This is a genomic window from Nocardiopsis sp. NPDC050513 (genome assembly GCF_044457925.1).
Lineage (GTDB): Bacteria > Actinomycetota > Actinomycetes > Streptosporangiales > Streptosporangiaceae > Nocardiopsis.
The window spans coordinates 93,285-119,966 of record NZ_JBITHK010000011.1 but is presented as its reverse complement, the minus strand read 5'-3'; the positions used below and the strand labels follow the sequence as shown (position 1 = coordinate 119,966).

Below are 26,682 nucleotides of genomic sequence, written 5' to 3'. Positions count from 1 at the left end.
GGTCTGTTAGGCTCCTCGTTTCAGTGGGTCGGGGTGAAGAGGGTCGTGCCAGCGGTCATATCCCGCCTGCACCCTAGGTTGAAGGATCATTTCAGGGGTGTAGAGAGGCTTCGAATCATGGGGCGCACGGGAGAACTCGAAGCTGCTGATATTCGGACTGTATACGTCCATGACGGAATTTTCTCAAGCATCTACGCTACGATTCTTGGGATTCTCCTCTTGGGGGTTCATTATATTGCGTTTGACGTCGTAGGGTTGCCGGGCGGGGATTTCTTTCTTCGATGGGTGATCTTTCTCGCCCTGCTTCCTTTTCTTGCGACTGCTGTTGTGGAGGCTTTTGAGCACCTGAGGTCGCTCGCTTTTGAAAGATTTGCGAGCGTGGATGCTGGTTTTAAGATGCTTGGTCCTGTCTCCTATCTTGTTCTTTATTTGGCTTCATGTGCCCTGATTGCATCCTTCTTTCTGGTGACTTCCTGACGGTTCGGCTTCACGATGTGATCGCATACTCAAAGCTCATCTCATTTGGTGAGTCTGCGGAATCAAATCAGCGTGCAGGCGATCCCAGCAAAGGCGAGGAAGGGATCGGTCTTGCGCTCGAAGCGGCGGTGCAGGCAGCGGCATCCGGCCAGCCAGGCCATGTGCGTTCGACCTGCCACCGGTGTCTGCCAAGCTGCTGGGAGGACTCCACAGCCTTGCGGGCCAAGCGGTGGACGATCCCCCGCCGACGCAGCCAGCGGCGCAGGTTGTTTCGCGCCGGGTGTGATGGAGACTCTGGTGTGTGCCGGGATTGCCTCCCTGAATCAGGCAGCCATCGCTTTCAATTCGTGGATTGAACTGAGGTCTCCAGCAAATCGCATTCGTCCACCCAGCGAGCCAAAAGACTGAGAGTGGAAAGTCGCTCTAGGGCGGCTTGCTCATCTAGTTCTTGAAGTTGATGAGTGGAGGAGTTGCGGATCGTCATCTGCACGCCCGGGGCGAAGTTCCGTAGGCCCGCATTCATGTTCTTCACGTGGTTATCGGTTGGATCTCCCGGCCAGCGCAAGCGAGGCTTGCCTGGCTGCGGGGTCCTGTCCGCGAAAGTCTCTTGCCACAGAGACGTATCGGCCACGTCGTTGCGTCCGGTTCGGTTCTTGACCATCTGCACGACTGCTTCAGCAGCTGCGGTCACTGCCTGCCGATAGTGCCTGTCGCGCCACAGACGCTTGGATACACCCCACACCGTAGGATGCATTGCCTCCGCTCCCACAGTGGAGGGCATTTCCGCCTCGGCTTGGAGTATTAGCCCTTCCAAGCGCCCCAGCGCGTAGTCGCACGTGTGCAAGAGCTCTTTGGGCTCCACCAGAGGCTTGGGCCTAGTCATCGACTGCCAGTTCACGATTGGGTCGATGACGCCCACGCCCTGCACGTTCACTGAGATTCCGGCCAGTGGTGTCACGGCAGCCGCACGTCCTGCTGCCCTGGACACCTTGGCTGACCGGCGTTCGATCTCTTCCGGATCGGCGTCATCTAGAGCGAAGACTGCTGGTGCCAGCCCACGCCCGACAGCGCCTGGACCGTCATGAGTCATGTGCAGTTCGAGAAACTCAACGAGAGCGTCCCGAAAGTCCTCCAATGCACGGGTGAGTGACCGAAGGCAGTCGGGGTTCTTATGCGCTTCCATCGGGCCATGGTCTCATTCAGATACGACAACGAGGGGTGTTTCGCGCTGAGTGTGGTGAAGCCTGTGATGTACGCCGGGATCGCCTCCCGTCCGCCTTCTCTGAGCACCGTTGCTGGGGATGAGACTGGGCTCGGAGGTGGTGGTCATGTTCGGGTCTGGTTCGGTGTACAAGCGGTGTGGGTGTCGCGCTCCTGGTGTGGGTGAGAGGACGTGTCCGCGGCTGAGGCGGAGGGGCCACGGGAGTTGGTACTTCACGGTCGAGCAGGAACATCTCCAGGGAGAGCGGTGTCGGGTGCGCCGTGGCGGGTTCGCCTCCCGGGAGGCCGCCCGCGCGGCGTTGCGCAGAGCCCAGGGCATCGAAACAGCCGAGAGGGATCCGGCGGCGTGGACGGTGGCCGAGTGGCTCCGGTACTGGCTGGACACCCGGACCCGGTTGAGACCTCGCACCCGGAACGGGTACGCCGAGCACATCGACCGCTACCTGACCCCGTATCTGGGCGGGGTGTTGTTGGACGAGCTGACCCCGAAGCTGGTACGGCAGGCCTTCGACGCGATCTCCCACCACACCACAGCGGCCGGGGATCGGCTCTCCCCGGCGACGGTGCAGCGGGTGCGGGCCACACTGAGGGCGGCGTTGAACACCGCGGTACGCGAACGCCTGCTCCCTTCGAACCCCGCCCAGGGGTTGCGGTTGGAGCCCGGGACGGGAGCACGACCGGTGGTGTGGACCGACCAGGCCGTGGCCGCGTGGCGCCATAGCGGAGTGCGTCCGGCGGTGGCGGTGTGGACGGTGGAGCAGACCCGCCAGTTCCTGGGCTTCGTCTCCGACCATCGGTTGTACGCGTTGTTCCACGTGGTGGCGTTGACGGGTCTGCGTCGCGGTGAGGTGGTGGGTCTGCGGTGGGAGGACGTTGATCTGGTCAAGGGGACGGTGCGTGTGGTCCGCCAGCTTCAGTCCAACCGGGGTGGGTTGGTGGAGTTGGCGCCCAAGAGCGCGGCGAGCCGCCGCATGGTGGCCCTGGACCACACCACGACCGGGGTGTTGCGCCGCCACCAGTGGCGGCAACAGCAGGAGGCACAGGCGCGCGGGCAGGAGTGGGATCCGCGCGGGTTCGTGTTCACCGGGGCGCGTGGAGGCCTGTTGGCTCCGGAGCGCCTCTCGCGCCTGTTCCGGAAGCTGAACGACGAGAGCGGGCTACCGCCGGTGCGGTTGCACGACCTGCGCCACGGGGCGGCGACGCTGGCGTTGGCGGCCGGAGTGGAGTTGAAGGTCGTGCAGGCGATGCTGGGGCACGCGAGCATCGTGCTGACCGCGGACACCTACGCCAGTGTGCTGCCGGAGGTAGCCAGGGAAGCGGCGGAGCGGACCGCGTGGCTGGTGCTGCGCGATTCCGGGAGGGTCCGTCGGTGTGCGCAGGCGCGGCGTGGGCGCCGGGGCCTGGACCCAGCTTGGACCCACCCTGGACCCATCAGCACGAATTCTCGCCTGAGATGAAGCGGCGCACCCCGTCTGACCTGGGGTTTTGTGGCGCACCCGGCAGGATTCGAACCTGCGGCCATCGGATTAGAAGCGCCCATCCTGGCGATCCCTTACCTCCATCTCGTTCTTCTGGTCGCGGACCGGAGCCGTCACATCGCACCGCGGGCCGCAGCGGTCTCGTTTGCGCGAAATGTCAACTACGGCGGTTTCCCACTTCAGGTGTGACGGAGTCTTCGGAGAATGAACCGGCCCTGTGCGGAACCCGGGCTGCGGTGCCCCCAGCGAGCCGAGCGAGCGCGCGGCGGAGGCTCGATGGACGGCCATGGGCGCAGTGCTCCGGGAGTAGGGCACAAGTACCGGCGGTCCGGGTTAATTGAGCTCGCCGGTGCCGCAGTCGACGTAGTCGGCGATGCTCTCCTCGTACTCGTCATGGGTGTCGAAGGAGTCTCGGAACTCATCGGTGTAGGTGTCGACGAACTCTTCACCGTTTACTGCCTCTTCACACCAGGTGACTTCGTTGGGATAGATGGCGTTGGCGAGCGCCTGGTCCAGGAAGGAGAGGTTGGGCACAGCATCAGTCCGCCACTCCTCCTCGTCCAGTTCGACGTAGTATCCCTCACTGTCCTGGCGGATGATCCTGACCTGTGACAAGCTCTCCCTGGACTCGTCGTCGATGTTGGACACAACCTCGTCGGGATCGTTCTCGGTGATCATGCGACTCAGTGTCTGCACTCTCACCTCGCGTTTGACCCAGGAGATACTGACGTACTCCGCGCTCTCCCCACTGTCGGGATCTGAAGACGGAACGCCTTCTGGGCCATCAACTGAGCACGAGGCCAACAGCAGGCTGGAGAGCAAGACAGGTACGGCGGCGATGAAGGTGCGGTTGCAACGGATGAACGGATTTGCAGGGTCTCTGCGGTGAACGCCGGGAACAGGAGTGTTCGTGCTGTCTGTCATTCCTCTTCCCCTTCTTCCTCTCCCTGCAAGTTGAAGAAGTCGTTTGTTTCGCCGTACAAGTCATTGTACGAGCGGACGAAATCCTGCACCCGATCGTTGCCAGGCTTCGATCGGCCGTCACTGGTCGTGATTTCGACGTCGTCCATGGTTCTGCCGAGGGCCGCGTCCATATCATCCAAGCCTCCATCTCTCTGTGCCGATGATTCCCACGCCCCAGGGTTTTTCTCCACCGTGATCGTGACGGAGGAATCGATGACGAAGTCTTCATTGATATCGTCTGCGCCGAGAATCTCTCCGTTGCGTTCGATAACGATACCTCCACCTTCAACCAAAGTCTGGAACTCGTCGGGTCGGACAACGTTGTTGAGCTCATCAGGGTTGTTCCGAGCTAGGTAGTCGAGCGCCTCCAGGCTGAAGTTGCGTTCGATGTTCTCCGGGCTGCTGTAGGTCGTGTCGCGCGGCGACACCTCGAACTCACCGTCGATGATTGCATCCACGATACTGTCCGATGCCAGCCCCATTCCCTGGGATAGCGCTGCACCGATGACTGGAATCTTTTCCGATTGGCTACCAAGCTCGTCGACCACAAAGCCAGCGATCTCCTTGTTCCGGTCGACCTGCTCTCCCAAGTCATCAGTACGATCTTGCGAATCTCGCCTGAGTGCCTCCTCCAGCAGACCTTGGAGGGTTCCGGCTCCACGTGCAGTATTCTCGTCCTGCCCGCTCTCGAGGAAGGCCATCGCCTCGAGCTGTTGATACACGTCTACGGAGTTGACCAGGCGTCCGGCGGTTTCGTCATTGCCCACGAGATACTGCATGTACATCGCTCGCTCCTCGGGCCCCATCCGCACGAATCTGATGTCGTATTCGTATCTCCCGACACCCTCCACTGGCACATCACTATGTTCCCAGATGTCGCTGGTGGCGAAGCTATAGATGTGCGCGTCGAAGATATCCGCGAGGCTGTTCGCCAGTTCAGTGTTGAAATGGGTGAAGGACGCGTTCTGGTAGTCGTTCCCTCCTTCGCCGATGTGCACTCCCGTGTTGATCAGGGACTCGTACATGTCGGGATCAGTCATCGTCTCCATGAAACCGGCGAAGCCGCGCCCGGCCCTGCTGACTTCCTGGTAGTCATCGCTGTTGATGTCCTCGGCCAACCAGTCTGTTAGTTGCCGGACGGTGGTACCGTAGTCGCCCCATTCGTACGTGAACAACCCCTCGATCGCAGTTGTTCTATCGTCTTCGTGGTAGTCGACTCCAATCTCAGGATTCAGATGGTCGCCCGTAAGCATGAAGTAGTTGGCGTCTTTGTTTCGGGTGGCAACGTCGACAAGGATCCCAAGATCTCTCTCGGACACCCAGTGTGCGCTGCTGTCGCCCCAATACCCCATGTACATCCCAGCGGAAAGGGCGAGGTTGGTGGAAAGCCCGTAGCCTCCCTCCAAATCGTCGCTCGCGTGAGCAAACAACTCTGAGAGCAATGCATAAGTTCGAGCGTCCCCCTCATGGGTGGTGAGATCACCCTGGGTTTCCCCGTCAGCGGGGAAAGGAATGTCGATCGCATTGCGTACACTCTGGGGCAGATTCTCGTAGCCACCGCCGAGGTTCGGGTCGGACAGGGCTAGCAGGCCATCGCCGAGCACACCAAGCGCGTGTTCGCGTTCCTCGTCAGTCAGATGGTCGCCTTCCATCACCCTTGGGATATCGATGACGCCCTGGTCCTGTTCCAACCTGTCGTAGAACGCGTCCAGGAACTCGATCTCTCCGTTCTCGAGTTCAGAACCGTCGTTTTGGGCGTTCCGGGCGTTGGTTCCGACCATAGCCAAAACGAGCATCAACTCGTGGTAACGATCGTCCAGAGGCTTTTCGCCTGAGAAGTAGGGCTCAAGCTCTTCAGCGGCATTCCGCCCGGACTCCGGAGTGAGTTCGAAGTCAGACTCCAACTCCAGGTATCGCTCCGGGTCAATGTTCGAATAGCTCCAGGTCGAGTAGCCACCGTCGATGAGTCTCTGAACGTTGACGTCGGTCGCGCCCTGTTCGAGCATGCCCCCGATCTCCGCAGCATGTTCCTGATGCTTGTCATAGTTCGCCTGAGCGCGCTCGTTGATATCATCTAGCTTCTCTTGGAGCTCGTCGTACAGGTCTCGGCACTTGTTCGCATCGCCGCCAAAGATGCTTTCCAACCGATTTTCGCGTGCCGGATAGTCAGCGGTGATGGTTTCGCCCTGGTATTCTTCAGGAACCTCTGCGACCTTTGCTGCTACAGCCGCATCCCACTCATCCCACAGGTCGTCGTTAGTGTCCCAGAACTCCTTGACATAGTCAGCCCACATCTCCGTGGTGTCCGCTGCAAACTCCAAGGCGCCTGTGGAGTCAACCCACAGTTGATAGTCCTCCGCTCCCAGACTCGTGATATCCCACGCAATCAGATCAGTGAAATGAGTTCCTGCGGACTCGAAGCTGATTTCTAGATTGTCTGCTCGTCCGAGCAGTCGCTGCTTCAGTGCGTTGAATTGCTCGATATGAGGGCGAATCTGGCTTTCGTGTGCGGATATCGTGCGCGGAGCGAACAAGAGCTGGAAGGAGGCCATGGTTGTCCCAGTTCTGGTAGAGGTCTAGAGGGGTCACTCAGAGTTGATATCTCGGCCGAAGTCCCACGGGGTCTCGTAGCTCTCCGCACTCTCCACGTCGTTCAGCGCGATCTCACCTGCACCAGCTTGAATATTGTTGGCCAGTTGAATGCCGTGCGCCTGGATGTCGACGAAGTCCTGCGAATGCCGCTCTTTGAGGGCTCGGTAGCCCGCGCTAACGTCATCATGACCCGCTGAACCGGCAGCGTCGTCTGTCAGGAACTCGAACATGTCGGCGATCCCTGCCATGGCGGTGGCCAGTGCCTCAGCCCGTTCACCACCCTGTAGACCGTCGATCGGGTTGCCGCCTGCTTCGGTCATGGGGGACTCACTCTCTGCATGGGGCGTAGGGGTATCTCTTCACAGACCGATATATGTCTGCAAGTTAGCACCTGTGACAGTCGGTCGCGGATGCACGCTGGAGGGCTCGAACCACGGCTTCGGATGCGGCTGAACGCGGGAGGTCTCTCACCTGCGATTACTTGTCTTAGCTAGACCGCCCGATGACCGAACACGGTCACCTGTCGGAGAACCTGACGGTCTTCTTGCGTAGAGAAGGCCGGGGCCTACCTTTGGGCCCTCTTTCTCTCCTTGACAGCCGGTTTTCCGTGGCTGCGGGACACACCCGAGCGTCCTCTCCGCGCGCGGGTCCAACACCGCCCACACCGTTATTGGGCTACCGGGCAGCGCGAACCAGCCCCAGGCCTGCGAGTGCTCCTTCGCCAGGTGCACCCGTGTCCCCCGCCCACACACGGCACCGACGGCTTGCCCCACACTCCGTCGTCCGTCATCGCGATCTGGAACAGGCTCCCGTGCCGCTTCATCTCGATCCGCATCCGCCCGAACTGTCTCGTACTGGGTGTGATGGAGGCTCTTGGTGTGTGCCAGGATCCTCCCGTCACTCTCGTGAGGAGGGGGACCGTTGCTCTTGACCCCGGGGTGCACATCGAAGGTGAGGCTGGGGCCGGTCCCAACCTCTGGAGTAACCGGCAGGGCGACCTCGCCGGGTCCCAGCCAGGTAAGGCTTCGAACTGGGGCTTCGCAGGGATCCCAGCAAGACTCGCAACTGTAGCCACCGGACCGGATGATGCCCCCAGTGGTGGATGGCCGTCGGGTTGCGCCCTGATCACATTGATCTGGGAAGTCATCCTTTTCCGTTCCTACCGCGTCAAGTAATCAGATACTCAAATCAACACGGGATTCCAGTCAAAAGCGACAATACGCGCATTGCTCGCGTTGATCCGGAAAGCGACCATGACTCCTGCCCCCGGTTACCGCTTCAACCCTCCCCCGAACTGGCCCGCCGCCCCCGAAGGGTGGACCCCGCCCCCAGGATGGACACCCGATCCGACCTGGCCCCCAGCCCCGCCCGGCTGGGAATTCTGGGTCCCCGTCGCAGCCACACCGCAACCAGCGCCATCCCCCACCGCACCCGTCCCACCAGGACCCACCAGTCTGCCTCCCCTCTCGAGTCCGGCGAAGTCAGGCTCGGGGCTGTTCGGCAAGAAGAAACGGCTCGAGCAGTTGGAAGCGGAGAACGCCCAGCTGCGTACGTGGGTGGAGAGCCTGCAAGCAATGGACGCTCTGCAGATCGCCGCGGAGACTGAGGCCCTGCGCGAACGACAGACACAGGAGGAACAACAGGCGCAGGAGGCACAAGCCCGCTGGCGGGCTGAGATCAGCCGTTCCGAAGCCGAACTGCACCGAGTGCGGTCACAGGTGAGCCAGGCCCGCGCTCGGGTCGTGGAGACGGAGGAGATCGCGCTCTTGCAGGAGGCGGGCGTCTACGAGTACCACCACCCGCTGGCCGACGCGATCGCCTACAAGTCCCGACTGAAGGAGGTGAAGGACGCGCTGAAGACGATGGTGCGCAACGACGGCGCCGTACTCGCCGCGACCGACTGGCAGGTCAACGGATCGCTGGCGCAAGGCCGCACCATGGTGCGCGACTTCTCCAAGCTGATGCTGCGCGCCTACAACGCTGAGGCCGACACCCTGGTCCGCTCGATGAAGCCCCACAAGCTCGCCTCAGCCATGGACCGGCTCGCAAAGACCCGTGAGACCATCGCCAGGCTGGGCAAGACGATGCACATCCGGATCAGCGACGCCTACCACCATCAGCGGTTGTACGAACTCCAGTTGACCGCTGACCACCTGGCCAAGGTCGAGGAGGAGAAGGAACGCGTCCGCGAGGAGCGGGAGCGTCAGAGGGAGGAGGACAAGGCCCGACGCGAGTTCGAGAAGGAGAAGGCGCGCCTGCTCAAGGAGCAGTCCCACTACAGGTCCGCGTTGGCCAAGCTCGAAGCCAAGGGCGACGAGGCCGGTGCCGCCCAGCTACGCGAGAAGATCGCCGAGGCTGAGGAGGCGATCAAGGGCGTCAACGACCGCGAGGCCAACATCCGCGCCGGATACGTCTACGTGATCTCCAATGTCGGTGCCTTCGGCGAGCACATGGTCAAGATCGGGATGACCCGGCGGTTGGATCCGATGGACCGCGTGCGCGAACTGGGGGATGCCTCGGTTCCGTTCCGCTTCGATGTGCACGCCCTCATCTTCAGCCAGGACGCCGTGGGGTTGGAGTCGCGTCTGCACAAGGAGTTGGAGGAGCGTCGGGTCAACCGGGTCAACCTGCGTCGGGAGTTCTTCCACGCCACTCCGGGTGAGGTGCGTGACACTCTGGCTCGGATCTCCGACCAGCACCTGCTGGAGTACCGCGAGACACCCGAGGCTCTGGAGTGGCGGGCCAGTCAGAAGGAGGGCTGACCCACGGTATGAATGTCCTGTGCCGGGCGTGGCGGCGATTGTGGAGTGTGTCGGGTGATTGCCTTCGTCATCTGTGCGTGCGCTCTCGCGCGGAGAGAACGCACAGATGGCCTTCGCTGGCCTCCGACGGAGTGGCCGGATGCCCCATGGATCCGGGGGCGTCAGCGCCCCTGGTGCTTCATCTGAGCGAGGAAGTTGCGCCACTCCGCTGCCGAGAAGGTCAGTTGTGCGTCGTCACGGTGCTGGGTGTCACGAACGTCGGCACCGGTGCAGTGCTCGCGGACCTCGACGCACTCGTTGTTGCCGCCGCTGTAGGACGACTTGTGCCACTCAGCCACCATTGATCCTCTTCATCTCGTTGCGGATGGCTTCCAGGGTCTCATCTGGCCCGGCGGCGACACCCTGCAGTGCCGCGAACCACATGCGGTACCGCCCCACCTGGTTGGCCGCGGTGATGATCTGCCCCTCATGAGCGGACTCCACGTAGACGACCTCGGGCTGGTCGCCTGAGGTGATGACCCTGAAGGGGCCATTGTTACCCGCGTGACGGGGTTCGTCCACCGGGACCATCAGCAGGTTGACGCGCTCCTTCTCCACCAGGTCGACGACGTAGGCGAGCTGTTCCATCTGGACCTCAGCCGAACCGTAGCGGCGCATGAGCAGCGACTGGTCGATCACGAGCCAGATGACAGGGGAGACGGCCTCCGCTATGTGACGCGCACGGTTCGCGCGCTCCTTGGCCCGCTCCGCCAGGTCCTTCCTGGACAGCCAAGGAGCACCGTAACGGATGAGGGCGCGGGAGTACGCCTCGGTCTGAAGATAGACCGGGAAGACCAGGGCCTGGTACTCGTACAGGGCGTCCGCGCCGTGGGTGCGCTCGGTGATCTCGTGCAACCAGGCCCGTCGGCCGGAGCCGGTGAGCTCCTCCCAGAGCCTTTCCAGCCGCCCACCACCGTGCACGACCTCGTCCAGGGCGCGCCGTAGCCAGGGGCGCGCCAGAGCCTTTCCGGTCTCGATGTCGGAGATATGCGAGTTGCTGATGGTCGTGCCGCGCTGACTGACACGTCGGGCCACGGCTTCCTGGGTCAACTCGGCTTCGGCGCGGAGCCTGCGCAGCTCCCGTCCGAAAATCTTCAGGGTGCGCTCGTCGGGGGTCATGACTCTATGTGAGCACATCACTCCGCGAGTCGTGGAGGGATTCCAGAAGATTCCAGAGCCTCCTGGAAGATTCACGGCTTATCCGGTCAGCCTTACGCCGAGTACTTCCCTGCCCGCATTCTCCTGCTAAAGGGCGTGACGCCGATGCGCCGTCGGCCGAGCGCCCCGGTTGCCAGAGAGGAGTGGGTGGGACGAGTGAGTGCCGCGATCAGGAGCTCGACGTTGCCTCGCAGGATCAGCTGTGCTGACCCCAACACGTGGATCGCCGCGTTCGGACACGAACCGCACCACATCCGCACAGCCGCCCGGTGGTTGCTCCCGCGATGCGGCCCGCTCGGGAGCCAGGCGCAGCGGCTGTTGGAGGCCCTGGCGATCCTCCACAGCAACGCTTTGGAGCACACCGCGTCCGGCCTGCTGGGTGGGACGGTGCGGATCAGGCTGGAGAAGCAACCTTTCACCTTCAAGCTGGCGGTGACCGACGACGGCCCCCGTCCGGGTGCACCACTCACCTTCCCGGTTCCCGCTGGCGAGCCCTCCGCCGAGGGAGTACCCGCGGGGCACGGGTTCGGGCTGCGGCGCTTGGAGGAGCTCGCTCTGTACTGGGAGTGGGACGGCTGCGCCGGAGGAGCCCTCACTGTCTGGGGGATCTTCGACCGTCACCTGCCACCCGCGCGATGAGGGCGGCGCCGTGGCCTGGAACGTCCACCACGACCAGGAGCGCGACGAAGCCCTCGTGTCCCCCAACGCGAGCGCCAGCGCATGTGGACGACTCGCTGCCCACCGTGAACGCGCCCACCCCCGAAGACCTGCGCCGGAACCTCCGCCATCGCGAATACCGGATCGCCCGCATAGACCGAGCAGCCTGCACAGATCCCGAGCGCGGTAACACCGACCCTTCACACCTTCGGAGAGGAACCCCTGTTCGCCATGTCCGCTGAACCGCAACCGCTCGCTCCCGGCACCGTTCACGCACTCACCCCTGGTGAGGTCGCCCGAACCTTCCGGGTGGATTCCAGGACCGTCTCCCGCTGGGCCAAGGAAGGCCGGATCACCAGCTTCCGCACCCCCGGTGGCCACCGCCGCTTTCTCAAGCACGAGGTGGATGCGCTGCTGGCCGCGAGCACCTTCCTCGCCCACTGACCCCCGACGACGAAGAAAGCAGTCCCCATGTCCAGGTCCCTGCTGTACCTGCTCAACGTCTCCAACGCCTCCAAGCTCAGCGCCGACTCCGGATGGATCTACGCCGACATCCTCACCCGCGCCCTGACCGACGCCGGATGCGACATCACCCTGGTCTGTCCCACCCCGGTCAGCGACCCCCGTGTGCGCCACATGGTGCCCCCACCCACCGCGACCAGCAAGTACCGGGTGCGCGTCACCCACGATGTCGGCTACCTCGCCCAACTCCTGCGCGCCATGCGCCCGGACACCATCGTGGTCAACCAGATCGAAGCCGCCCCCGCGGTGCGCGCGGCCATGCTCGACGCCAACAGCACCGCCCAGGTCGTCGGCTACTGCCACTACCTGCCCTTCTCCCTGGACGAACACGGCCGCCTGGTCAAGGACCCCGCCTTCAGCGACGGCGGCCTCGAACTGCCCATCCGTCTGGCCTTCGCCAGCGGCCTGTCCGCCTGCGACCGGATCCTCGTCCACTCCCGCACCGCCCGCGACTGGACCCTGGCCGCCTCCGACACCTACCGCGCCAACATCCACGACCGAGTCCACATCGTGCCCCCGCCCCGCGACCCCCGCCTCGTCCGCACCGACGCCACCGCACCCGAGCACGCCCTGGGCCTGTACAACCACCGGCTCTACGGCCACTACGGCACTGACCACTTCATCGACCTGGCCCGCCGGGTCACCGCCAACGGGCTCTTGCTGCGGGTGATGGACCTCTTCGGCCGTCGCGACCCCGACCGCGTCGCCCTGGACCCCAGCCCCGAACACGCCCTGGCCCGCCTCGACGCCATCTGCGGCGTCACCGTCTGCGGCGACGGAGGCGACCGCGACCGCTACCGCACCCTGCTGGCCGACACCACGGTGGGGTTCGCGCCGTTCCGGCCCGGGTGCACGTGGTCGATGTCGATCATCGACCTGCACGCCATGGGCGTCCCCGTCATCGCGCCCCGCATGGCGTGGATGGCCGAGGCCGTCCACGAGGACCTGCTCTTCGACCCGGCCGACCTCGACAGCGCGATCAAGATCGTGGACCGGCTCGTGGAGGACCCCGCCTTCTGGCAGGCCCACAGCCGCCACGCCCACGACTCCACCCGCAACCTGACCCCCGAACAGGTAGCCGCCGACTACCTGGAGGCGATCAGGTGAACCCCCGCCCCGACGCGGTGATGCTCTCCTTCGACGAGCCCCTCGCCAACGACCTGCACGCCCACCTGGAACGCGTCCTGGGTCGGCCGGTCAAGCGCCTGCACGGCGTGGTCGGCATGCGCCGCGCCTACCAACTGGCCGCCGAACTCGTGGACACCGACACCTTCCTGCTTGCTGACGGCGACTTCCACATCCACCCCGCCTTCACCCCCGACCCCGAACCCCTGCCCGAAGGCGTGGCGATGCGGGTGTGGAAGGCCACCAACCCCGCCACCGGCCGCACCTACGGCTACGGCGGCATGAAGCTCATCCGCCGCGACTCCCTCCGCCACCTGGGCGAGGCCGTCGACGTCCTGGCTGCCCTGCCCGGCAGGGTCGAGTTCTCCACCCAGGTCGCGGGCACCACCCGCTTCGACCAGAGCCCCTACCACGCCTGGAAGGCCGCGTTCCGCGAGGTCGCGATGCTCACCCGGGGCTGCGAGTACGGGGCCGACTCCGACACCACCCGCGATCAGATCCGCGCCTGGACTGCCCCGGTCGGAGGCCGGTTCACGTCGTGGGTGCGGCGCGGAGCCGCCGACGGCACCGAGTTTGCCCACACCACAACCGCCAACAGCCTGGCTTGGCAACGGCTGAACGATCCCGTGTGGCTGCGCGCCCAGTTCGAGGCTGTCTCCGCTCGGGAGCGGTTGTGAGGCGGGCGGTGGTGTTGGTTGAACCGGCCACCGAGCACGCGGGCCACTGGCAGGACGCCCTCGTCTACCTCGCCGCAGCGGCCACGGCCGAGGGCCTCCAGGTCGTCGTGGTCACCCTCAAGGGAATGCCCGCACACTTCCACAGCATGCTTCAGGAACACGGGGCATTCGTGCTCACCCGGCCCGGAGGATCTGCGGGGAGGCTTCTCCTCGCGCTGGGGAAAGGGACACATCGGGTCGCCGCGATCGCGCGACGCCTGCTGCCTCACCGCCGGTTGCCGCACCAGATCACCCTGGCCGCTCGGTGCCTGGTCGAAGCGGCCTCCCTGCGCACCGCCCGCCACGTGCTGAGGCACGAACCCGACGTGGTCGTGATCCTGACCGCCAGCGAGGCCCTCCACGGGATGGCCTACCTGCTGTCACGCACCCCGCACCTGCGGGTGGTCCACGAGGTGAACACCACCGAAGACCGCCCCCTACGGGCACTCGGGTACCTCGCTTCACCCAGGCAGGTCGTGGCCGTGTGCCCGACCCGAGCCGTAGAGCGTGAGGTCCGTGAACGCTTCCCTGAGCTGCGGACCACCGTCCACCCCTTCGCCCTGGCCGCACCCGAGGAGCGGATCACCGACGACGAACGTGTCCAGGCCCGCCGCGCCCTCGGTATCCCTGACACGGTGCCGGTGCTGTGTTTGGTGGGTGGGTGGTGGCCCCACAAGGACATGACCACCACGGTCGCCGCGTTGGAACGCCTCACCCAGCCACTGCACGTCCTTGTCGCGGGCGAGCCCACCGACCCGAACCTTCTACACAGGATCGCCGCAGCCCCACAGGTCACGCTGAGGACCCTGCCCGGCCCGCTCACACCCGCTGACATCCGCCAGGTCTACGCCGCCAGCAGCTTCACCGCTGTCCTGCGCCACCCCGGTGTGGGCAAGGAGTCCGGACTGGTCGCCGACTGCGCCCGCCTCGGAGTCCCGCTCCTGGTCTCCGACCACGACCCCGACCTGACCCGCCGCGTCAGCGCCTGGGCGACGGTCGTCCCTCCCCGTGACCCCGTCACGCTCGCCGACACCCTCGACCAGGCCGCCCTACACCCACCACCCACACCGCCGTCCAGCGCTGCCGAAGACCTCGGGCTCCGCACCCCACGCCAGATGCTCGCCCTCTTGAAGGAGCTGATGCCATGACCCCGCCCCTGATCGCCGTGATCGGCCCCGTCGAGACACCCCTGCTCCAAGCATGGATCGAGCACTACCGCACCCTCGGCATTCACGACTTCCACCTCGCCCTCCACCTGCCCGAACACGCCCTACCCGGCACCGAACACCGGCTACGCGAGGCTTTGGCCCGCTGCGGGATCGTCCCTGCCCTGGTGGAACACGGCCCCTGGCACGAGACCACCAACGCCCACCTGCGCGACCGCCTCCGAGCCGAGGCAGGAGAGGAGTGGCACCTGATCGCTGACAGCGATGAGTTCCACACCTTCGCCACCTCGCTGGACGAAGCGATCGCCACCGCGGAGCAGGCCGATCACACCGTCGTACGGGGACTCATGCTCGACCGCGTCACCCGCACCGGAGAACTCACCGCCTGGCACTCACGAGAACACACTGCCGGAGAGAAGGGGGAGGGCTGGCGAGAGGACTTGGACGCCGCCTACCCCCTGGGAGGTTGGCTCACCCACCGGCTCCTGCTGGGCGACCCCCTCAAGATCGTCCTGGCCCGCGCCCACGTCCCTCTCTCCACGGGCAACCACCGCGCACCCGGCCACCACCCCGCTGATGGTCAGGTCGCCGTGGTGCACCACTTCAAATGGCGCTTCGGCGTCGAGGCCGACCTCAGGCGCAGGATCACCCGCTTCACCTGCGGCACCTGGACCGAGACCAGCCCGGCCGTACGCCACGAAGCCGCCCGCTTCCTCACCCATCTGCGCGACAACAACGGACGGATCGACACCACCGACCCCGCACTCGCCTTCCGGCCCGTCACACTCGACCACACCCCGTCCACCTGGCAGGACGAGGCCCACCCGATCCTCACCCAGTGGCGGCCGGCCCCGCCGGGAACGAACCAGCGGCGATGACCTCCTCACCCTCACCCTCGGGAGGATCGAACCGGGCCACGAAGTCCGCCAACGCCTCCGCCGTCACCGTCAACGCGTTGGCGTCCTGGCGACGGTTCCGCTCGCCCAGACGCCGCAGCAGCTCCTCCTGCTCCACGGGGAAATACAGCAGCCGCCACCGGCCCCCTGAGGCTTCGATCAGCTTCTTCCACTCCTCCCGCTCCCCGCGCCGCCACAGACCGTGGTCCAACACCACGTCACGCCCCTGGGAGAGCAGCTCGACCAGACGGTCGCGGACCCAGTCCACGACCGGGGCCTGACGCTCGAAGTACTCCCACTCCGGGTAGTCGACCCCGTACCGGCCGTGCCGTCGGTGGACCTCCTCATCCACCGACAACCGCACCGCACCGGACGGCTCGAGCACCGTGCGCGCGTAGGTGGTCTTGCCCGACCCGGTCAACCCGACCAGCAGAAACACCGTAGGAACCCGTCCCACACACCCTCCTCCTCGGAGCCGCCGATGAAGTTCTTCACACGAGCAACTCTACGAACCACGATCCAACGCGCACCCGCCCTCATCCCCCAGCGCGCCATCCGCTGGCTGGACGACGACCTCCTACGCAACCCCGTCACCACCACTGCCTCGACACGGTTCGGCGCCCATGTCCCGGTCACCACCAGCGACATCATCCAGCGCTACCTCTACACGTTCGGCACCTGGGAACCCCACCTGACCGCGTGGATCACCCACCGCCTCAACACGGGGGACACCTTCGTGGACGTGGGCGCGAACATCGGCTACTACACGATGCTCGCCTCCCACCTCGTCGGCCCGCCCGGACACGTCGCAGCGATCGAACCCGTCCCGCGCTTCCACCAGCACCTCCAGGCAACGCTCCTGCTCAACGAGGCGCACAACGTCCGCACTATCGACCAGGCCATCGCGGAGGAACCCGGCCGTGTGGAGATGTTCCTGGCCGACCCGGGCAACCTCGGCGGCGCCTCCACGATCCGGCCACGGCACGTGCACGAGGCCTTCCACGTCGACGCCGCACCGCTCCCGGACATCCTCACACCCGCCGAGATCCGCGATGCGCGGTTGATCAAGATCGACGTCGAAGGAGCCGAAGCCGCAGCGGTCCAGAGTCTGGCACCCCTCCTCGACCTGCTGCGGCCCGACGTCGAACTGATCATCGAGATCACACCGCGCACTCTGGCCAAACAGGGGCTGGAAGTCGAAGACGTGATCGGGCCACTACGGGCGGCGGGCTTTCATACCTACCGGATCGCCAACGACTACGACCCGACGACCTACCTCACGGCCATCGGAGCCCCGGAACCGCCGCGACGGTGGGAGCGGGAAGTCACCGAGATGAGCGACCTGGTGTTCTCCCGGATTGACGCCGCATACCTGTGACCCCAACCCCTCTTTTGGGGTTGGTAACTGTTCTGGGCGGAAGGGGTTGAAGGTTCCCGGCCACCCAAGCGACCATCGACCAGCCCTGACCAGGCTCGACACCCATTTCTCAGGAATTGTGGTGTGTTGTGTCTATTTGTGTGGGTTTGTGGGTGGGAAGCGCAGTTCCGAGGACGCGCGACCTCGGAGCCATTGACACTCGCCCGCCCACGCACGGACAAGGGCCAGCCTCGCCGGGGCTGGAGAAGAAGAGAAGATAGGGGTGCCCCGGGCCGGTGCTGTGAACACCGACCTGGGGCGTGATTCCCACCTGAGAGAGCAGGAGGAAATCGTGGAGAAGTCTATCGGGCGGCACCGCAAGCGCCGCCAGGGGTGGGGCGAACACGTGTGCTGGGTGCTCGGCGCGGTGCTCGCCGCCGTGTTCTGTGGCCCGACAAGCCGAACCGTTCCGCTAACACCAGAGCCCGAATCTCGTCGACCAGGTCCGGAGCGGTGTGCCCGGACAGACTGGAAAGCCGTCTGGGAGAAGGCGGCGGGCGAGAGGCAAGGGGAGGCTTCGCTTACTCACGCGGGGACCGGGGCGCAAGAGGAAGCGTCTGTGGTGCCGCGTCAGCGGGACCCGTATGTGGGGCGGCGTGGGTGGTGTGTGAACGACGACGGGGTCCGTGGGGTGCGCCCCTACCTCGCCCGAGCGGAGGAACGCTTCCTCCGCGACCGCACCGAAGCACCTGCAGGGGCTGGTCACGGTGACCTCCTGGCCACCGTTCACGGGCCACCACCCGCTCCCGCTCCGGTTCTTGAGAGTGGTGGGGAGGGTGAGTTCGCTGAACTGGCTCGTCTCGTACGCGATTGGCAGGCCATGACCTCCTGATCGGTGGGAGTGAGCTCCTCGGGGTGGTGCCGACTATGCTCGTGGTCGGCACCACCCCGAGGATTGTTCTTCGTTCTCGTCCTGGTATTGCAGGTCGGCCGTGCGCTATCGAAAGGGCTCAGGAAGAGGAGAATTCTGGAATGGTTTCGGGTGTTTATCGCGCCCGGGAGGGGCTGCTGAACCCAGAGTGAACACGATTTGAACCAGGGCCAACGGGTGGGCCGTCGTGTGGGCCGACGCCTGGGCCGCTCCTGTGGCCCACCCCTCCAGCAGCATCTTCGCAGGTCAGATGGGGTTCAAGTGGGCCAACGCGTGTCCAGACTCATACCCAAGTGGGCAGTGATCTTCACGTAGGCGGGCGGGGCCGCCCGCGACGAGCGCGGCGCGGCCCCGCCCGCACGTGCTCACAGTATCGCTCCCCACCGTGCCCACGAAAACATCTCCTGATTGTTTCCTGTAAGTACTCAAGAGAAACTAATAATGGAAGCGAGCGGCGTCGATATTTCTTCGGGTTCCTTCCTTGGTCTTTTTGCTGGTTGCCCTGGAGAGGAATCTTCTGGAGGTCTGTTGGTCGGGGCGGTGGGTGTTCTTGTGGCGGGTTGGTTGAGGTGGTCTGGTTCGCGTGCCGCGCCGGTGGCGTCGGTCGGTGCGTGCCGTGGCGGGCGTGTGGCGGGGGCCGAACGAGGGCCTGTGACTTCGCCTGTGACTCCGCCGGTCAGTAGTCCTGTGACTCTGCCTGTGACTCCGCCTGCGGGAGGGCCGCTTTGAACGGAGCACCCTGGCGCCGTTATCAGTGCAGGTCAGGGGCTATTCAGGTGGGCCAACGCGTGTCCAGACTGAAACCCGGTGGGTAGTGATCTTCACGTAGGGCGGGCGGGGCCGCCCGCGACGAGCGCGAGGCGACCCTGCCCGCACCTGTTGTTCAAAGGCTCGTTCCCCACCGTGTCTACGAGAACGTCTCCTGGCTGTTTCCTGGACATACATCAGTAGAAACTGATGCTGATGGAAGCGGGTGGTTCCTCCGGAGTGGGGTGCGCGAATGCGTGGCGAGGCCGCGCCGTCTGGTGGGCGGGATCCGCTCGGTGGTCACCGGCGTCCGCTGACGGTCTCGGGCCGATGGTCCTTCTGGTCTTGGTGGGAGGTGGTGTCGGGTTCGTTGCGGGGATTCTTCGAGGTGGGCGGCGCGGAGAAGAAACACGAGCATGGTGGGCGCGATGTTCATGTTTGAGTGTGTCCGGTAAGTGGGCCCATGGCGCCGCCAGTAAGTACGCCGGTAAGTGGCCCTGTGCAGGTTCCGGTAAGTGGGCCAGTTAGATCGGCCCACCCACAGGCGACTATCCATGCAGGTCAGGGCCGGTCTGGGTGGGCCGTTGACAACCCAGACTTATACCCGGTGGGTCGTCATCTTCACGTAGGGGGCGGGGCGCCCGCCGACGAGCGTCGGGCGCCCCGCCCTTGTATCCCTCGTATGCGTTCGTCTTCACCTCGAATCCTTCCTCCTCTTTGATCTCTTCGTGTTCTCTTCTCTTATTCCAAGGGTCTGTACTGAAGCGTCCGTTTCGTGGCGCGCGGTGGGACTGGTGGAGACGGTGCGCAGATCACCCGGGCCCGTGTGGTGGACGGGTACCGGTGTCGAGCACTGCGAGTGGTCCCTCCACGGACTGGCGGGGCAGGCGAGGCGGAACGGGCCTGGCTTGTCGTGGTGCGGCTCAGCGAGATCGGTGGCCGGGTGTCGCATGCGCTGCCTGGGTGTCGTCGTCAGGGCCGTGAAGAGGAAGCACGGTGAGGTGGGGGAGGGGGCCGGTGGGGGAGAGGAGGCCCTGTTCGTTTCCGTTGTCGCGCCGTGGTGGTGGCTGGTGGGGTGGTGATCCCGTGGCCACGGTCGCCCCGATGTCGGGGCTGTGCGGGCCCACGTCGGTTCCACAGCTGATGGTGGTCCCGTGGTCCCCCGTCCGGGGTGTGTGGGGCGGACAGGGGCGTCTGTGGCCCTGGCCAGGGATGAGGGCGTATCGCCCGAATCGGACGGGGTGCGGGTGTGCGGGACCGGCGAGCACACCAGGAGCGAAACGTCGCCACCGGCCGCGGGCCACGCGGGAGGTTCACCCGTGATGGCCTGGGGTTCCCTCGTGGCCGGGTACGTGTTCCCCATCGGATCAAAGGTCCCCTGGACGAGATGGGTCATCCGGCTGATCCGCCGATGCGGACACCCGGTGGAAGTAAGAAGGAACCTCGTCCGTTGAGCGTGGGATGACCAGGAGCTCTGGTGGGTGCAGGGTCGGACCTGCACCCACCAGCGACAATACGAGCAGTTCAGGCCCCTTCGGGGGCACCGCCTGTCTGTTTGCGCAGCCAGTCCAGCATGCGGCGCGCGCTACCCTGCCGACGGTCGTTGCCGGTCTCGGCAGACAAGGTCAGCACCTTCTCCATGGCCTCCTTGGCTTCGTCCAACCGCCCGAGTTCGGGCAGTACGAAGCCGAGCCTGTACCACACCTCTGCTTCCCCCTCGGCGTCACCGGTCTCTTGACCGTAGGCGATAACGTGCTGGTAGGCGGCGACGGCTTCCTCGAACCGGCCTGTTTTGCGCAGAGCCGAACCGAGTTGGTACGACGTCACTGCTTCGCTCTCGGCGTCACCGGTCTCTTGGCGGTAGGCGATTTCGTGTTGGTAGGCGGCGATGGCGTCCTCGAACCGGCCTGTGTTGTGCAGGACCGCTCCCAGGCTGTACCACGCCCCGGCCTCGCCGCCGCGATCACCGACCTGGGCGTACAGGGCACGGGCGTTCTGGAGGGCGGTCACAGCCTTTTGGGAACGGTCGCACATTCGCAGTGCGTGGCCGAGATTGTGCCACGTGTCGGCTTCGGTACGGCGGTCACCGACCTCGGCGTACAAGGTACGGGCTTTCTCCAGACTGCTGGCGGACTCCTCGAACCGCTTGAGCTTGCGGAGTGTATTACCGAGGCTGCGCCATGCTCCGGCCTCGTCGTGGCGGTTTCCGATCTCCTGGAAGCAGGCCAGTGCGCTCCTGTGAGCGGTGACGGCCTCCTCCAGACGGTTCACTTCGCGCAGAGCCGTGCCCAGGTTGTTGAGGGCCGCTGCTTCCATGCGGCGATCACCGATCTCGGCGCACAGAGTGTGGGCGGTGTTGAGTAGCTCGATGGCCTCTTCGAATCGCTGTGAATTGTTCAGCGCCGCACCGAGGTTGTTCGACGCCATAGCCTCGCCTCGGTGGTCACCGACCTTCCGGCAGTAGGCCAGGCGCCGCTGGTGCGCCTCGATTCCTTCCTCGAACCGACCCACGTCGCACAACACGTTTCCGAGGTTGCCCCCTGCCGTGGCCTCGCCGCTCTCAGCACCCGACTCGGCGAACAGGGCCCGGGCGGTGCGAAGAGCCTCGATGGCATCCCCGAACCGTCGCAACTCTCGCAGCGCGGTGCCGAGGTTGTTCCAGGCTCCCGCTTCGTTCACGGGTTCACCGGTACGGTGGGCGGTCTCACGGGCGACGGTGCTTACGCTGATCTGGTCGGTGAAGGCTCTCCGCCACTGCAGGTATGACGCCAGCTCCGATGGCAGATCGATCGCGACCCGGGTGTGACCGATCCGCTCAGCGGTGTGCACCGCGTCGATCAGCACCGTCCGTTCGGCGTCAAGCCACGCCAGGGCCTCCTCGCGATCGGTGAATCCCGTCGGCTTCTCACCACCAGAGGGCGGCTCCAGATGAGCGACGGCCATCCTGGCCGTGGCCTTGTAGTGGTCGAGCAGCCGGAGGAGCGCGTCACGATGGTAGCCCCCGTGCCCGACGTTGGTGCGGGTTCGGGCGTAGGTGTGTACCAGGTCGTGCATGCTCCACCGACCCGTGCCGGGTGAGTAGTTGACGAGTCGGGCACTGGCCAGCTCCCGCAACAGGTGGGAGGTCTCCTCTGGCGTGGCGTCGATCAGGACCGCTGCGGCGGCGCTGGTGATATCGCGTCCCGGCGCGACGGCCAGGAGGATGAACAGGTTCCGCTGCCCGGATGGCAGCGCAGCTACGGCATGGTCCAACAGACGGGTGATGGCGCGGTCAGTGTCTCCTGAGGACTCCGAATATTCCTGACGCTCGGTGGTGCGACGCCACCACTTCGACCTGATTACCGTGGCCCACGAACTCTCCTGATGCCCGGTGAGGTCGGCGGCCAGGTGGGACAGGGGCCGGTCGGGTTCGTCGCGCAGCATCGCCGCGCTGATCCACAGTGCCAGGGGCAGTCCCCCGCAGGCGGTGGCGATCTCCCGTGCGGAGGCGGGATCGGCCGCCACGCGTTCATCCGCCTCGTTGGTGACATCCAGCACCGAGGCCATCAGTGCCACCGCGTTCTCAGTGGAGAGCGTGTCCAGGGGCAGACGATGCACGGGGAGCTCGTCCATGTCTGAGCGAGCGGTCATCAGTAGTCGGTGGCTCCCCGCTCGGGGTGTCAGGGGCTGGACCTGGGCCGCGTCGGAGGCGTTGTCGGCGATCACCAGCAGCGGACCTCCGTTTTCCGCGGCGTTGTGATCGAGTCGGGACTCGTACAGGGCCTGCTTGCCAGCGACAAGTGGCGGAATGTCTGCGCTGGGCACTTCCAGGGCCCGTAGGAGGGATTCCAGTGCCTGGTCAGCGGTGGCCGGGTCGGTGTCCTGGCCGCGCAGGTCCACGAACAGTGTCCCGGAGAACCAGCCGCGTTGCAGTGCGGTGTGTCCGGCGGCCATGACCAGCTCGGTCTTGCCGATCCCGCCTGTCCCGGAGATCAGCACACCAGTGGAACCGTCCTCGCTGTCGGGGTTGAGCATCTCCAGGAGCGCGGCGAGTTCACGGTCTCGGCCGGAGAAACCGACAGTGGGCTCGGGCAGGGTGGTGCGGGTCTGTGGGACGGCACCTCGGGGGCGGTGTTCGTCCTTGCCCGCCTTGTTGGAGGAGTCGCCTGGGTGAGGGGCCATGGGGGACCTTTTTCTGTGCTTGGTCACCGACCTGGGCGGGGCAGGGGCCGGGTGGTGAAGCTGTGCTTCTTGTGATTCGACGGCCACTCTGCCCTGGAGGTTCCCGGTTCGCGTTGTGGTGTGGATGGTGCGGGTGCGCCCCGTGGAATCGGCCGTATGCGGCCGGTGGGGCGGCAGGGCGTGCCCGGGGCACCTCAGAGTCCCCACGCGACGGCGTCGGGGCGGCTGTGGGGCGCTGGTGGGCGGACCGGGGGTGGGTGCCCCAGGCCGGGTCCACGCGGTCACGGGAGGGCAAAATGCTCCGCGAGGTGGGGGCCCACCTGTACGGGACCTTGAACTGGGGAGCACACCAGGAGCATTTCAGGCCCCCAGACGGGCTCCGCACCTCGCCTGTTCGACTCGCGCACCCCATCTGACCTGGGATTTTGTTGCGCACCCGGCAGGATTCGAACCTGCGGCCATCGGATTAGAAGTTCGCTGGTTACGTACCGTCACGTGTCGCTACGTACCGTTTCATGCCACCCCGCCCGATCCGCCGTGCCGTCTGAGACCGGGTGATGTCGCCTGGTGTCGTGTCAGTACGGAACTGCGGAGCACGAACGGAGCACACACGGCCTGTTGTCGGCGTCCGATGGCACCTCGCGAGGTTCTCGTTCGGCGTTCGGCCGCTGACCGTGCGGTACCCGCGAGGTGAGTATCACGGAGGCGTTCGTCTGCCGATGGGGACGGTCAGCAGCCGGAAGTCGCCTCGGCGGCCTTCGAACCGGGAGTACCACGACCACGTGCACCGGTACGCGCCGCGCAGCGCGAGGGCCTCTTCGCGTTTGGCGGTGGTGCCCTGACCGGCGTAGGGGCGCCAGGCGCGGACACCTGCCAGGTGGGCGCCTTCGTAGAGGCGGAAGGCGTCGTGGATGGCGGGCCGGTGGTGGTCGGGGTGTTTCCAGTACAGGGGGTCGTTGGTCAGGAGCAGGACGCCGCCGCTCCAGCCCAGGTGGTGGTCGCTCAGCTGCTCCAGGTCGCGGATGTCGCGGACCACGTCGTAGCAGGTCAGGTCCTGGGCGCTGTGGTTCTTGAGGGCGAACCGCTCGCCCGCCACGGTCCCGGTCCAAGCGGCCCGGGGGTAGCGCAGCCGCAGGGCCAGGTGCACCCCCGACGCGGGGATGGACACGCGCAGGTCCACGCGTTCGGTTCCCCGGCCTTCACCGGGGTGGAGTTCCAGGGGCGGGTCGCAGGCGCGGATGCTGTGGGCGGGGGAGTGCACCAGGTCCGACTTGGACTGGAACACCGGCCGTGTGCGCCTCAGGTGCTCGATCCACGCCCCGAACCGGCTGCCCCAGTTGCTCATGCCGGTCAACCTACAGCCGCACGGCAGCGCACGGAACGCCCCGCCGCCGACTCGTGACTACGGTTTCAGGATCCCCAGCACAGTGCTCACCTTCGTCGCGAGGACCTCGACCAGCTCCGGCTCACCGGCGTCGCCGGGCACCTCCAGAGGCACCCACGCGTGTCCGTCATCGCGTCGGACCTTGCGGGACAGCTCCGAGGCCATGAGTCGCTGCAGGGCCGCCTGGAATCCGCCCGATCCCTTGTCGTCCTTGTGGAGCATCAGCCAGAACGGGGTCAGCCCCTCGTCTGCGAACCTGCCCCAGGCCCCGACCTGCACCCAGGTCTCCTGGCTGATCATCGGCAGATACCGGTATCTCATCCACGGCTTCGCCCCCAGGTTTCCCTGCATCGGCAGATCGCGGGGGCTCAGAGAGCCCAGGAACCGTGCTGTGACGGCGTCCACGATCTTGGCGAGGTCGCCTGCCCGTTCCTGCCAGCCCCGGCCGGTGGCGGTATCGGTGAGAGGAGGTATCACGTGTCCGCCCAGCGTGTGGCACATGGCCCTCAGCTGACGCAGATCGCCCGCGAGTACGGGGTCACGGGATTCCTCGGCGACGCCGGCCCACACCGTGAGCCACTCGTCCCAGGTGATCACAGCGTGTGCCACGGTCTGGGACCGGGCGTTGATCGTCCGCTGGAGGGTCCGCTGCGCTTCGGCTTCTCTGCTGGATGGGACGAGCACGAACAGGGCGCCGCGATGGGGGCCGGAGCGCCGGTCGAGGATGTCGAGGTAGGCGGCCAGTTGCTCGTCGGTCAGTGGTGCACTGAACTTGGCCTCGACCAGGGCGATGGTGCGGCCGTCCGAGTCGAGCATCGCGATGTCGGGTCGGGACCTGTCCTCGTGCACCGACTCGGGGAGGAGTTGTTCCACGCCGGTGAGGTCGGTGCCGGCCCGTATTCCCAGGTGCGCGAGTATCGCGGCGCGGAGTCCTGGATCGGCCGCCAGCCAGGTCAGCGATGTGGTCGCCGCGACCTCGCCCATGTTCATGAACCAGCCTTCGCCGGCGAGTTGGCCCAGCAGGGGGACCCGGCCATCGGGGGAGTCGGTGTCTGTCATGGGCGCACTGTAGACCCTTACCGCTGGGGATCCTGTCCTGTGCCGGAGAGCGGAGGCCGTGATGCACGTCAGAATCGTCTCCCCTCACTCGGCTTCTCTGAGCACCGTTGCTCGGGTTGAGACTGGGCCCGGAGGTGACGGTGATGTCCGGGTCTGGTTCGGTGTTTAGGCGGTGTGGGTGCCGCGCTTCTGGTGTTGGTGAGCGGGTGTGTCCGGGGCTGAGGCGGCGGGGGCACGGGAGTTGGTACTTCTCGGTTGAGTTGGAGCACGTTCCGGGGGAGCGGTGTCGTGTGCGCCGTGGTGGGTTCGCCTCCCGGGGGGCCGCCCGCGCGGCGCTGCGCAGAGCCCAGGGCATCGAAGCGGCCGGGACGGATCCGGCGGTGTGGACGGTGGCCGAGTGGCTGCGGAACTGGCTGGACACCCGGACCCGGTTGCGTCCGCGCACCAGGGTCGGCTACGCCGAGCACATCGACCGCTATCTGATCCCGTATCTGGGTGGTGTGCTGTTGGGCGAGTTGACTCCCGCCTTGGTACGGCAGGCGTTCGACGCGATCTCCCACCACACCACGCCAGCCGGGGATCGGCTCTCCCCGGTGACGGTGCAGCGGGTGCGGGCCACGCTGAGGGCGGCGTTGAACACCGCGGTGCGTGAGCGGTTGTTGTCCTCCACTCCTGCCCGAGGGCTGCGGTTGGATTCCGGCCAGGCCGCGCGGCCGGTGGTGTGGACTGACCAAGTGGTGGCCGCGTGGCGCAACGGAGGCGAGCGGCCTGCGGGCGGTGTGGACGGCTTGGCTGGTGCTTCGGGACGCTGGGAGGACGGGTCGGCGTACGAGAAGGTGGGGTGGTCGGCGGGGTCTGGTGTTGGTCCCACCTCGGTCCCACCCTGGACCCACCGGCGTTACACCTTCTCTGCATTGAGGCAATACACCCCGTCTGACCTGGGGTTTTGTGGCGCACCCGGCAGGATTCGAACCTGCGGCCATCGGATGAGAAGCCGCTACGTACCGTTTCATGCCACCCCATCCGATCCGTAATGTCGTCTGGGGCCGGGTGGTGCCGCCTGGTGTCGTGTCAGTACGGAACTGCGGAGCATAAACGGAGCACACACGGGTGATGGGTGGCCTCCGATGGCACTTCGCGAGGTTCTCGCCGACTACGAATCACCCTCTGGCGCGGCCGGTCGACAAGTCGCCCTGTTCCTTTCCACCAGGGGCTGTCCATGTTCGTCCTCACGCCGACTTGATGTTTCGGGTATCGGACCGTGCTCGCCG

Annotated in this window: 21 protein-coding genes and 1 pseudogene; 11 read left to right on the top strand and 11 right to left on the bottom strand. The window is 65.6% G+C overall.

The window, feature by feature from the left end:
* Positions 1–33 precede the first annotated feature (33 nt).
* Positions 34–477, top strand: coding sequence for a hypothetical protein (locus ACIBFB_RS20070; protein WP_397232236.1), 444 nt, complete (start codon positions 34–36; stop codon positions 475–477).
* A 62-nt stretch (positions 478–539) separates the two neighbouring features.
* On the opposite strand, the pseudogene ACIBFB_RS20065 reads toward ACIBFB_RS20070, so the two are convergent.
* Positions 540–745: pseudogene (locus ACIBFB_RS20065) on the bottom strand (transposase); the annotation flags it as partial.
* Between the two features lie 72 nt (positions 746–817).
* Positions 818–1,660 (bottom strand): TIGR02391 family protein, encoded by an 843-nt coding sequence (locus tag ACIBFB_RS20060; protein ID WP_397232234.1) that lies wholly within the window; start codon positions 1,658–1,660, stop codon positions 818–820.
* A gap of 292 nt (positions 1,661–1,952) precedes the next feature.
* Here ACIBFB_RS20060 and ACIBFB_RS20055 point away from each other — a divergent pair, with 292 nt between their 5' ends.
* The gene (locus tag ACIBFB_RS20055; protein WP_397232232.1) at positions 1,953–3,155 is read left to right on the top strand and encodes a tyrosine-type recombinase/integrase; all 1,203 of its coding nucleotides are present in this window, start codon (positions 1,953–1,955) and stop codon (positions 3,153–3,155) included.
* A gap of 354 nt (positions 3,156–3,509) precedes the next feature.
* Here the strand turns inward: ACIBFB_RS20055 and ACIBFB_RS20050 are convergent, their stop codons facing one another.
* From ACIBFB_RS20050 to ACIBFB_RS20040, 3 genes are read right to left on the bottom strand one after another with little or no spacing between them, the layout of a single operon-like run.
* On the bottom strand, positions 3,510–4,100 hold the full coding sequence (locus ACIBFB_RS20050; protein ID WP_397232230.1) for a hypothetical protein: 591 nt from the start codon (positions 4,098–4,100) through the stop codon (positions 3,510–3,512).
* The gene (locus ACIBFB_RS20045) at positions 4,097–6,691 is read right to left on the bottom strand and encodes a hypothetical protein (protein WP_397232228.1); all 2,595 of its coding nucleotides are present in this window, start codon (positions 6,689–6,691) and stop codon (positions 4,097–4,099) included. Before ACIBFB_RS20045 ends, ACIBFB_RS20050 begins: the two co-directional genes overlap by 4 nt.
* A gap of 33 nt (positions 6,692–6,724) precedes the next feature.
* The gene (locus ACIBFB_RS20040; RefSeq protein ID WP_397232226.1) at positions 6,725–7,051 is read right to left on the bottom strand and encodes a hypothetical protein; all 327 of its coding nucleotides are present in this window, start codon (positions 7,049–7,051) and stop codon (positions 6,725–6,727) included.
* Between the two features lie 1,254 nt (positions 7,052–8,305).
* On the opposite strand from ACIBFB_RS20040, the gene ACIBFB_RS20035 reads away from it, so the two are divergent.
* Positions 8,306–9,493, top strand: coding sequence for a DUF4041 domain-containing protein (locus tag ACIBFB_RS20035; protein ID WP_397232224.1), 1,188 nt, complete (start codon positions 8,306–8,308; stop codon positions 9,491–9,493).
* A 161-nt stretch (positions 9,494–9,654) separates the two neighbouring features.
* On the opposite strand, the gene ACIBFB_RS20030 is transcribed toward ACIBFB_RS20035, so the two are convergent.
* Together ACIBFB_RS20030 and ACIBFB_RS20025 are read right to left on the bottom strand one after the other, a co-directional pair.
* Positions 9,655–9,834, bottom strand: a complete 180-nt coding sequence (locus ACIBFB_RS20030) for a DUF397 domain-containing protein (protein ID WP_397232222.1) — start codon at positions 9,832–9,834, stop codon at positions 9,655–9,657.
* Positions 9,824–10,651, bottom strand: coding sequence for a Scr1 family TA system antitoxin-like transcriptional regulator (locus tag ACIBFB_RS20025; protein ID WP_397232221.1), 828 nt, complete (start codon positions 10,649–10,651; stop codon positions 9,824–9,826). Before ACIBFB_RS20025 ends, ACIBFB_RS20030 begins: the two co-directional genes overlap by 11 nt.
* Positions 10,652–10,873: 222 nt before the next feature.
* Between ACIBFB_RS20025 and ACIBFB_RS20020 the strand changes: the two genes are divergently transcribed.
* From ACIBFB_RS20020 to ACIBFB_RS19995, 6 genes are all read left to right on the top strand, one after another.
* Entirely contained in the window at positions 10,874–11,329 is a 456-nt protein-coding gene (locus ACIBFB_RS20020) for an ATP-binding protein (protein WP_397232219.1), read from the top strand.
* A 249-nt stretch (positions 11,330–11,578) separates the two neighbouring features.
* Positions 11,579–11,791: a BldC family transcriptional regulator gene (locus ACIBFB_RS20015; RefSeq protein ID WP_397232217.1), complete on the top strand. Its 213-nt coding sequence runs from the start codon at positions 11,579–11,581 to the stop codon at positions 11,789–11,791.
* A 27-nt stretch (positions 11,792–11,818) separates the two neighbouring features.
* Positions 11,819–12,976, top strand: a complete 1,158-nt coding sequence (locus ACIBFB_RS20010) for a glycosyltransferase (RefSeq protein WP_397232216.1) — start codon at positions 11,819–11,821, stop codon at positions 12,974–12,976.
* Positions 12,973–13,671, top strand: a complete 699-nt coding sequence (locus ACIBFB_RS20005) for a hypothetical protein (protein WP_397232215.1) — start codon at positions 12,973–12,975, stop codon at positions 13,669–13,671. The genes ACIBFB_RS20010 and ACIBFB_RS20005 overlap by 4 nt, the downstream gene beginning before the upstream one ends.
* An 11-nt stretch (positions 13,672–13,682) precedes the next feature.
* A complete protein-coding gene (locus ACIBFB_RS20000) occupies positions 13,683–14,858 on the top strand; it encodes a glycosyltransferase family 1 protein (protein WP_397232213.1) in 1,176 nt (391 codons plus the stop codon).
* Complete coding sequence (locus ACIBFB_RS19995) at positions 14,855–15,754, top strand: glycosyltransferase family 2 protein (RefSeq protein ID WP_397232211.1); 900 nt, start codon at positions 14,855–14,857, stop codon at positions 15,752–15,754. Before ACIBFB_RS20000 ends, ACIBFB_RS19995 begins: the two co-directional genes overlap by 4 nt.
* Here ACIBFB_RS19995 and ACIBFB_RS19990 read toward each other — a convergent pair.
* Positions 15,708–16,229: an AAA family ATPase gene (locus ACIBFB_RS19990; RefSeq protein ID WP_397232209.1), complete on the bottom strand. Its 522-nt coding sequence runs from the start codon at positions 16,227–16,229 to the stop codon at positions 15,708–15,710. The genes ACIBFB_RS19995 and ACIBFB_RS19990 overlap by 47 nt on opposite strands.
* A gap of 24 nt (positions 16,230–16,253) precedes the next feature.
* On the opposite strand from ACIBFB_RS19990, the gene ACIBFB_RS19985 reads away from it, so the two are divergent.
* The gene (locus ACIBFB_RS19985) at positions 16,254–17,150 is read left to right on the top strand and encodes an FkbM family methyltransferase (protein WP_397232207.1); all 897 of its coding nucleotides are present in this window, start codon (positions 16,254–16,256) and stop codon (positions 17,148–17,150) included.
* A 3,181-nt stretch (positions 17,151–20,331) separates the two neighbouring features.
* Here the strand turns inward: ACIBFB_RS19985 and ACIBFB_RS19980 are convergent.
* The 3 genes from ACIBFB_RS19980 to ACIBFB_RS19970 form a co-directional block, all read right to left on the bottom strand.
* Complete coding sequence (locus ACIBFB_RS19980; RefSeq protein WP_397232205.1) at positions 20,332–22,968, bottom strand: tetratricopeptide repeat protein; 2,637 nt, start codon at positions 22,966–22,968, stop codon at positions 20,332–20,334.
* A 697-nt stretch (positions 22,969–23,665) separates the two neighbouring features.
* Positions 23,666–24,313, bottom strand: a complete 648-nt coding sequence (locus ACIBFB_RS19975; protein ID WP_397232203.1) for a hypothetical protein — start codon at positions 24,311–24,313, stop codon at positions 23,666–23,668.
* Between the two features lie 57 nt (positions 24,314–24,370).
* Positions 24,371–25,411 (bottom strand): hypothetical protein, encoded by a 1,041-nt coding sequence (locus ACIBFB_RS19970; protein WP_397232201.1) that lies wholly within the window; start codon positions 25,409–25,411, stop codon positions 24,371–24,373.
* Between the two features lie 389 nt (positions 25,412–25,800).
* Between ACIBFB_RS19970 and ACIBFB_RS19965 the strand changes: the two genes are divergently transcribed.
* Positions 25,801–26,445, top strand: coding sequence for a hypothetical protein (locus tag ACIBFB_RS19965; protein ID WP_397232199.1), 645 nt, complete (start codon positions 25,801–25,803; stop codon positions 26,443–26,445).
* Positions 26,446–26,682: the final 237 nt, after the last annotated feature.

Excerpts from the sequence above, each read along its gene's own strand:
- ACIBFB_RS20060 (WP_397232234.1), bottom strand. The coding sequence starts at position 1,660 with ATGGAAGCGCATAAGAACCCCGACTGCCTTCGGTCACTCACCCGTGCA.
- ACIBFB_RS20050 (WP_397232230.1), bottom strand. The coding sequence starts at position 4,100 with ATGACAGACAGCACGAACACTCCTGTTCCCGGCGTTCACCGCAGAGAC.
- ACIBFB_RS20045 (WP_397232228.1), bottom strand. The coding sequence starts at position 6,691 with ATGGCCTCCTTCCAGCTCTTGTTCGCTCCGCGCACGATATCCGCACAC.
- ACIBFB_RS20040 (WP_397232226.1), bottom strand. The coding sequence starts at position 7,051 with ATGACCGAAGCAGGCGGCAACCCGATCGACGGTCTACAGGGTGGTGAA.
- ACIBFB_RS20035 (WP_397232224.1), top strand. The coding sequence starts at position 8,306 with ATGGACGCTCTGCAGATCGCCGCGGAGACTGAGGCCCTGCGCGAACGA.
- ACIBFB_RS20030 (WP_397232222.1), bottom strand. The coding sequence starts at position 9,834 with ATGGTGGCTGAGTGGCACAAGTCGTCCTACAGCGGCGGCAACAACGAG.
- ACIBFB_RS20025 (WP_397232221.1), bottom strand. The coding sequence starts at position 10,651 with ATGACCCCCGACGAGCGCACCCTGAAGATTTTCGGACGGGAGCTGCGC.
- ACIBFB_RS20015 (WP_397232217.1), top strand. The coding sequence starts at position 11,579 with ATGTCCGCTGAACCGCAACCGCTCGCTCCCGGCACCGTTCACGCACTC.
- ACIBFB_RS20010 (WP_397232216.1), top strand. The coding sequence starts at position 11,819 with ATGTCCAGGTCCCTGCTGTACCTGCTCAACGTCTCCAACGCCTCCAAG.
- ACIBFB_RS19995 (WP_397232211.1), top strand. The coding sequence starts at position 14,855 with ATGACCCCGCCCCTGATCGCCGTGATCGGCCCCGTCGAGACACCCCTG.
- ACIBFB_RS19985 (WP_397232207.1), top strand. The coding sequence starts at position 16,254 with ATGAAGTTCTTCACACGAGCAACTCTACGAACCACGATCCAACGCGCA.
- ACIBFB_RS19980 (WP_397232205.1), bottom strand. The coding sequence starts at position 22,968 with ATGGCCCCTCACCCAGGCGACTCCTCCAACAAGGCGGGCAAGGACGAA.
- ACIBFB_RS19975 (WP_397232203.1), bottom strand. The coding sequence starts at position 24,313 with ATGAGCAACTGGGGCAGCCGGTTCGGGGCGTGGATCGAGCACCTGAGG.
- ACIBFB_RS19970 (WP_397232201.1), bottom strand. The coding sequence starts at position 25,411 with ATGACAGACACCGACTCCCCCGATGGCCGGGTCCCCCTGCTGGGCCAA.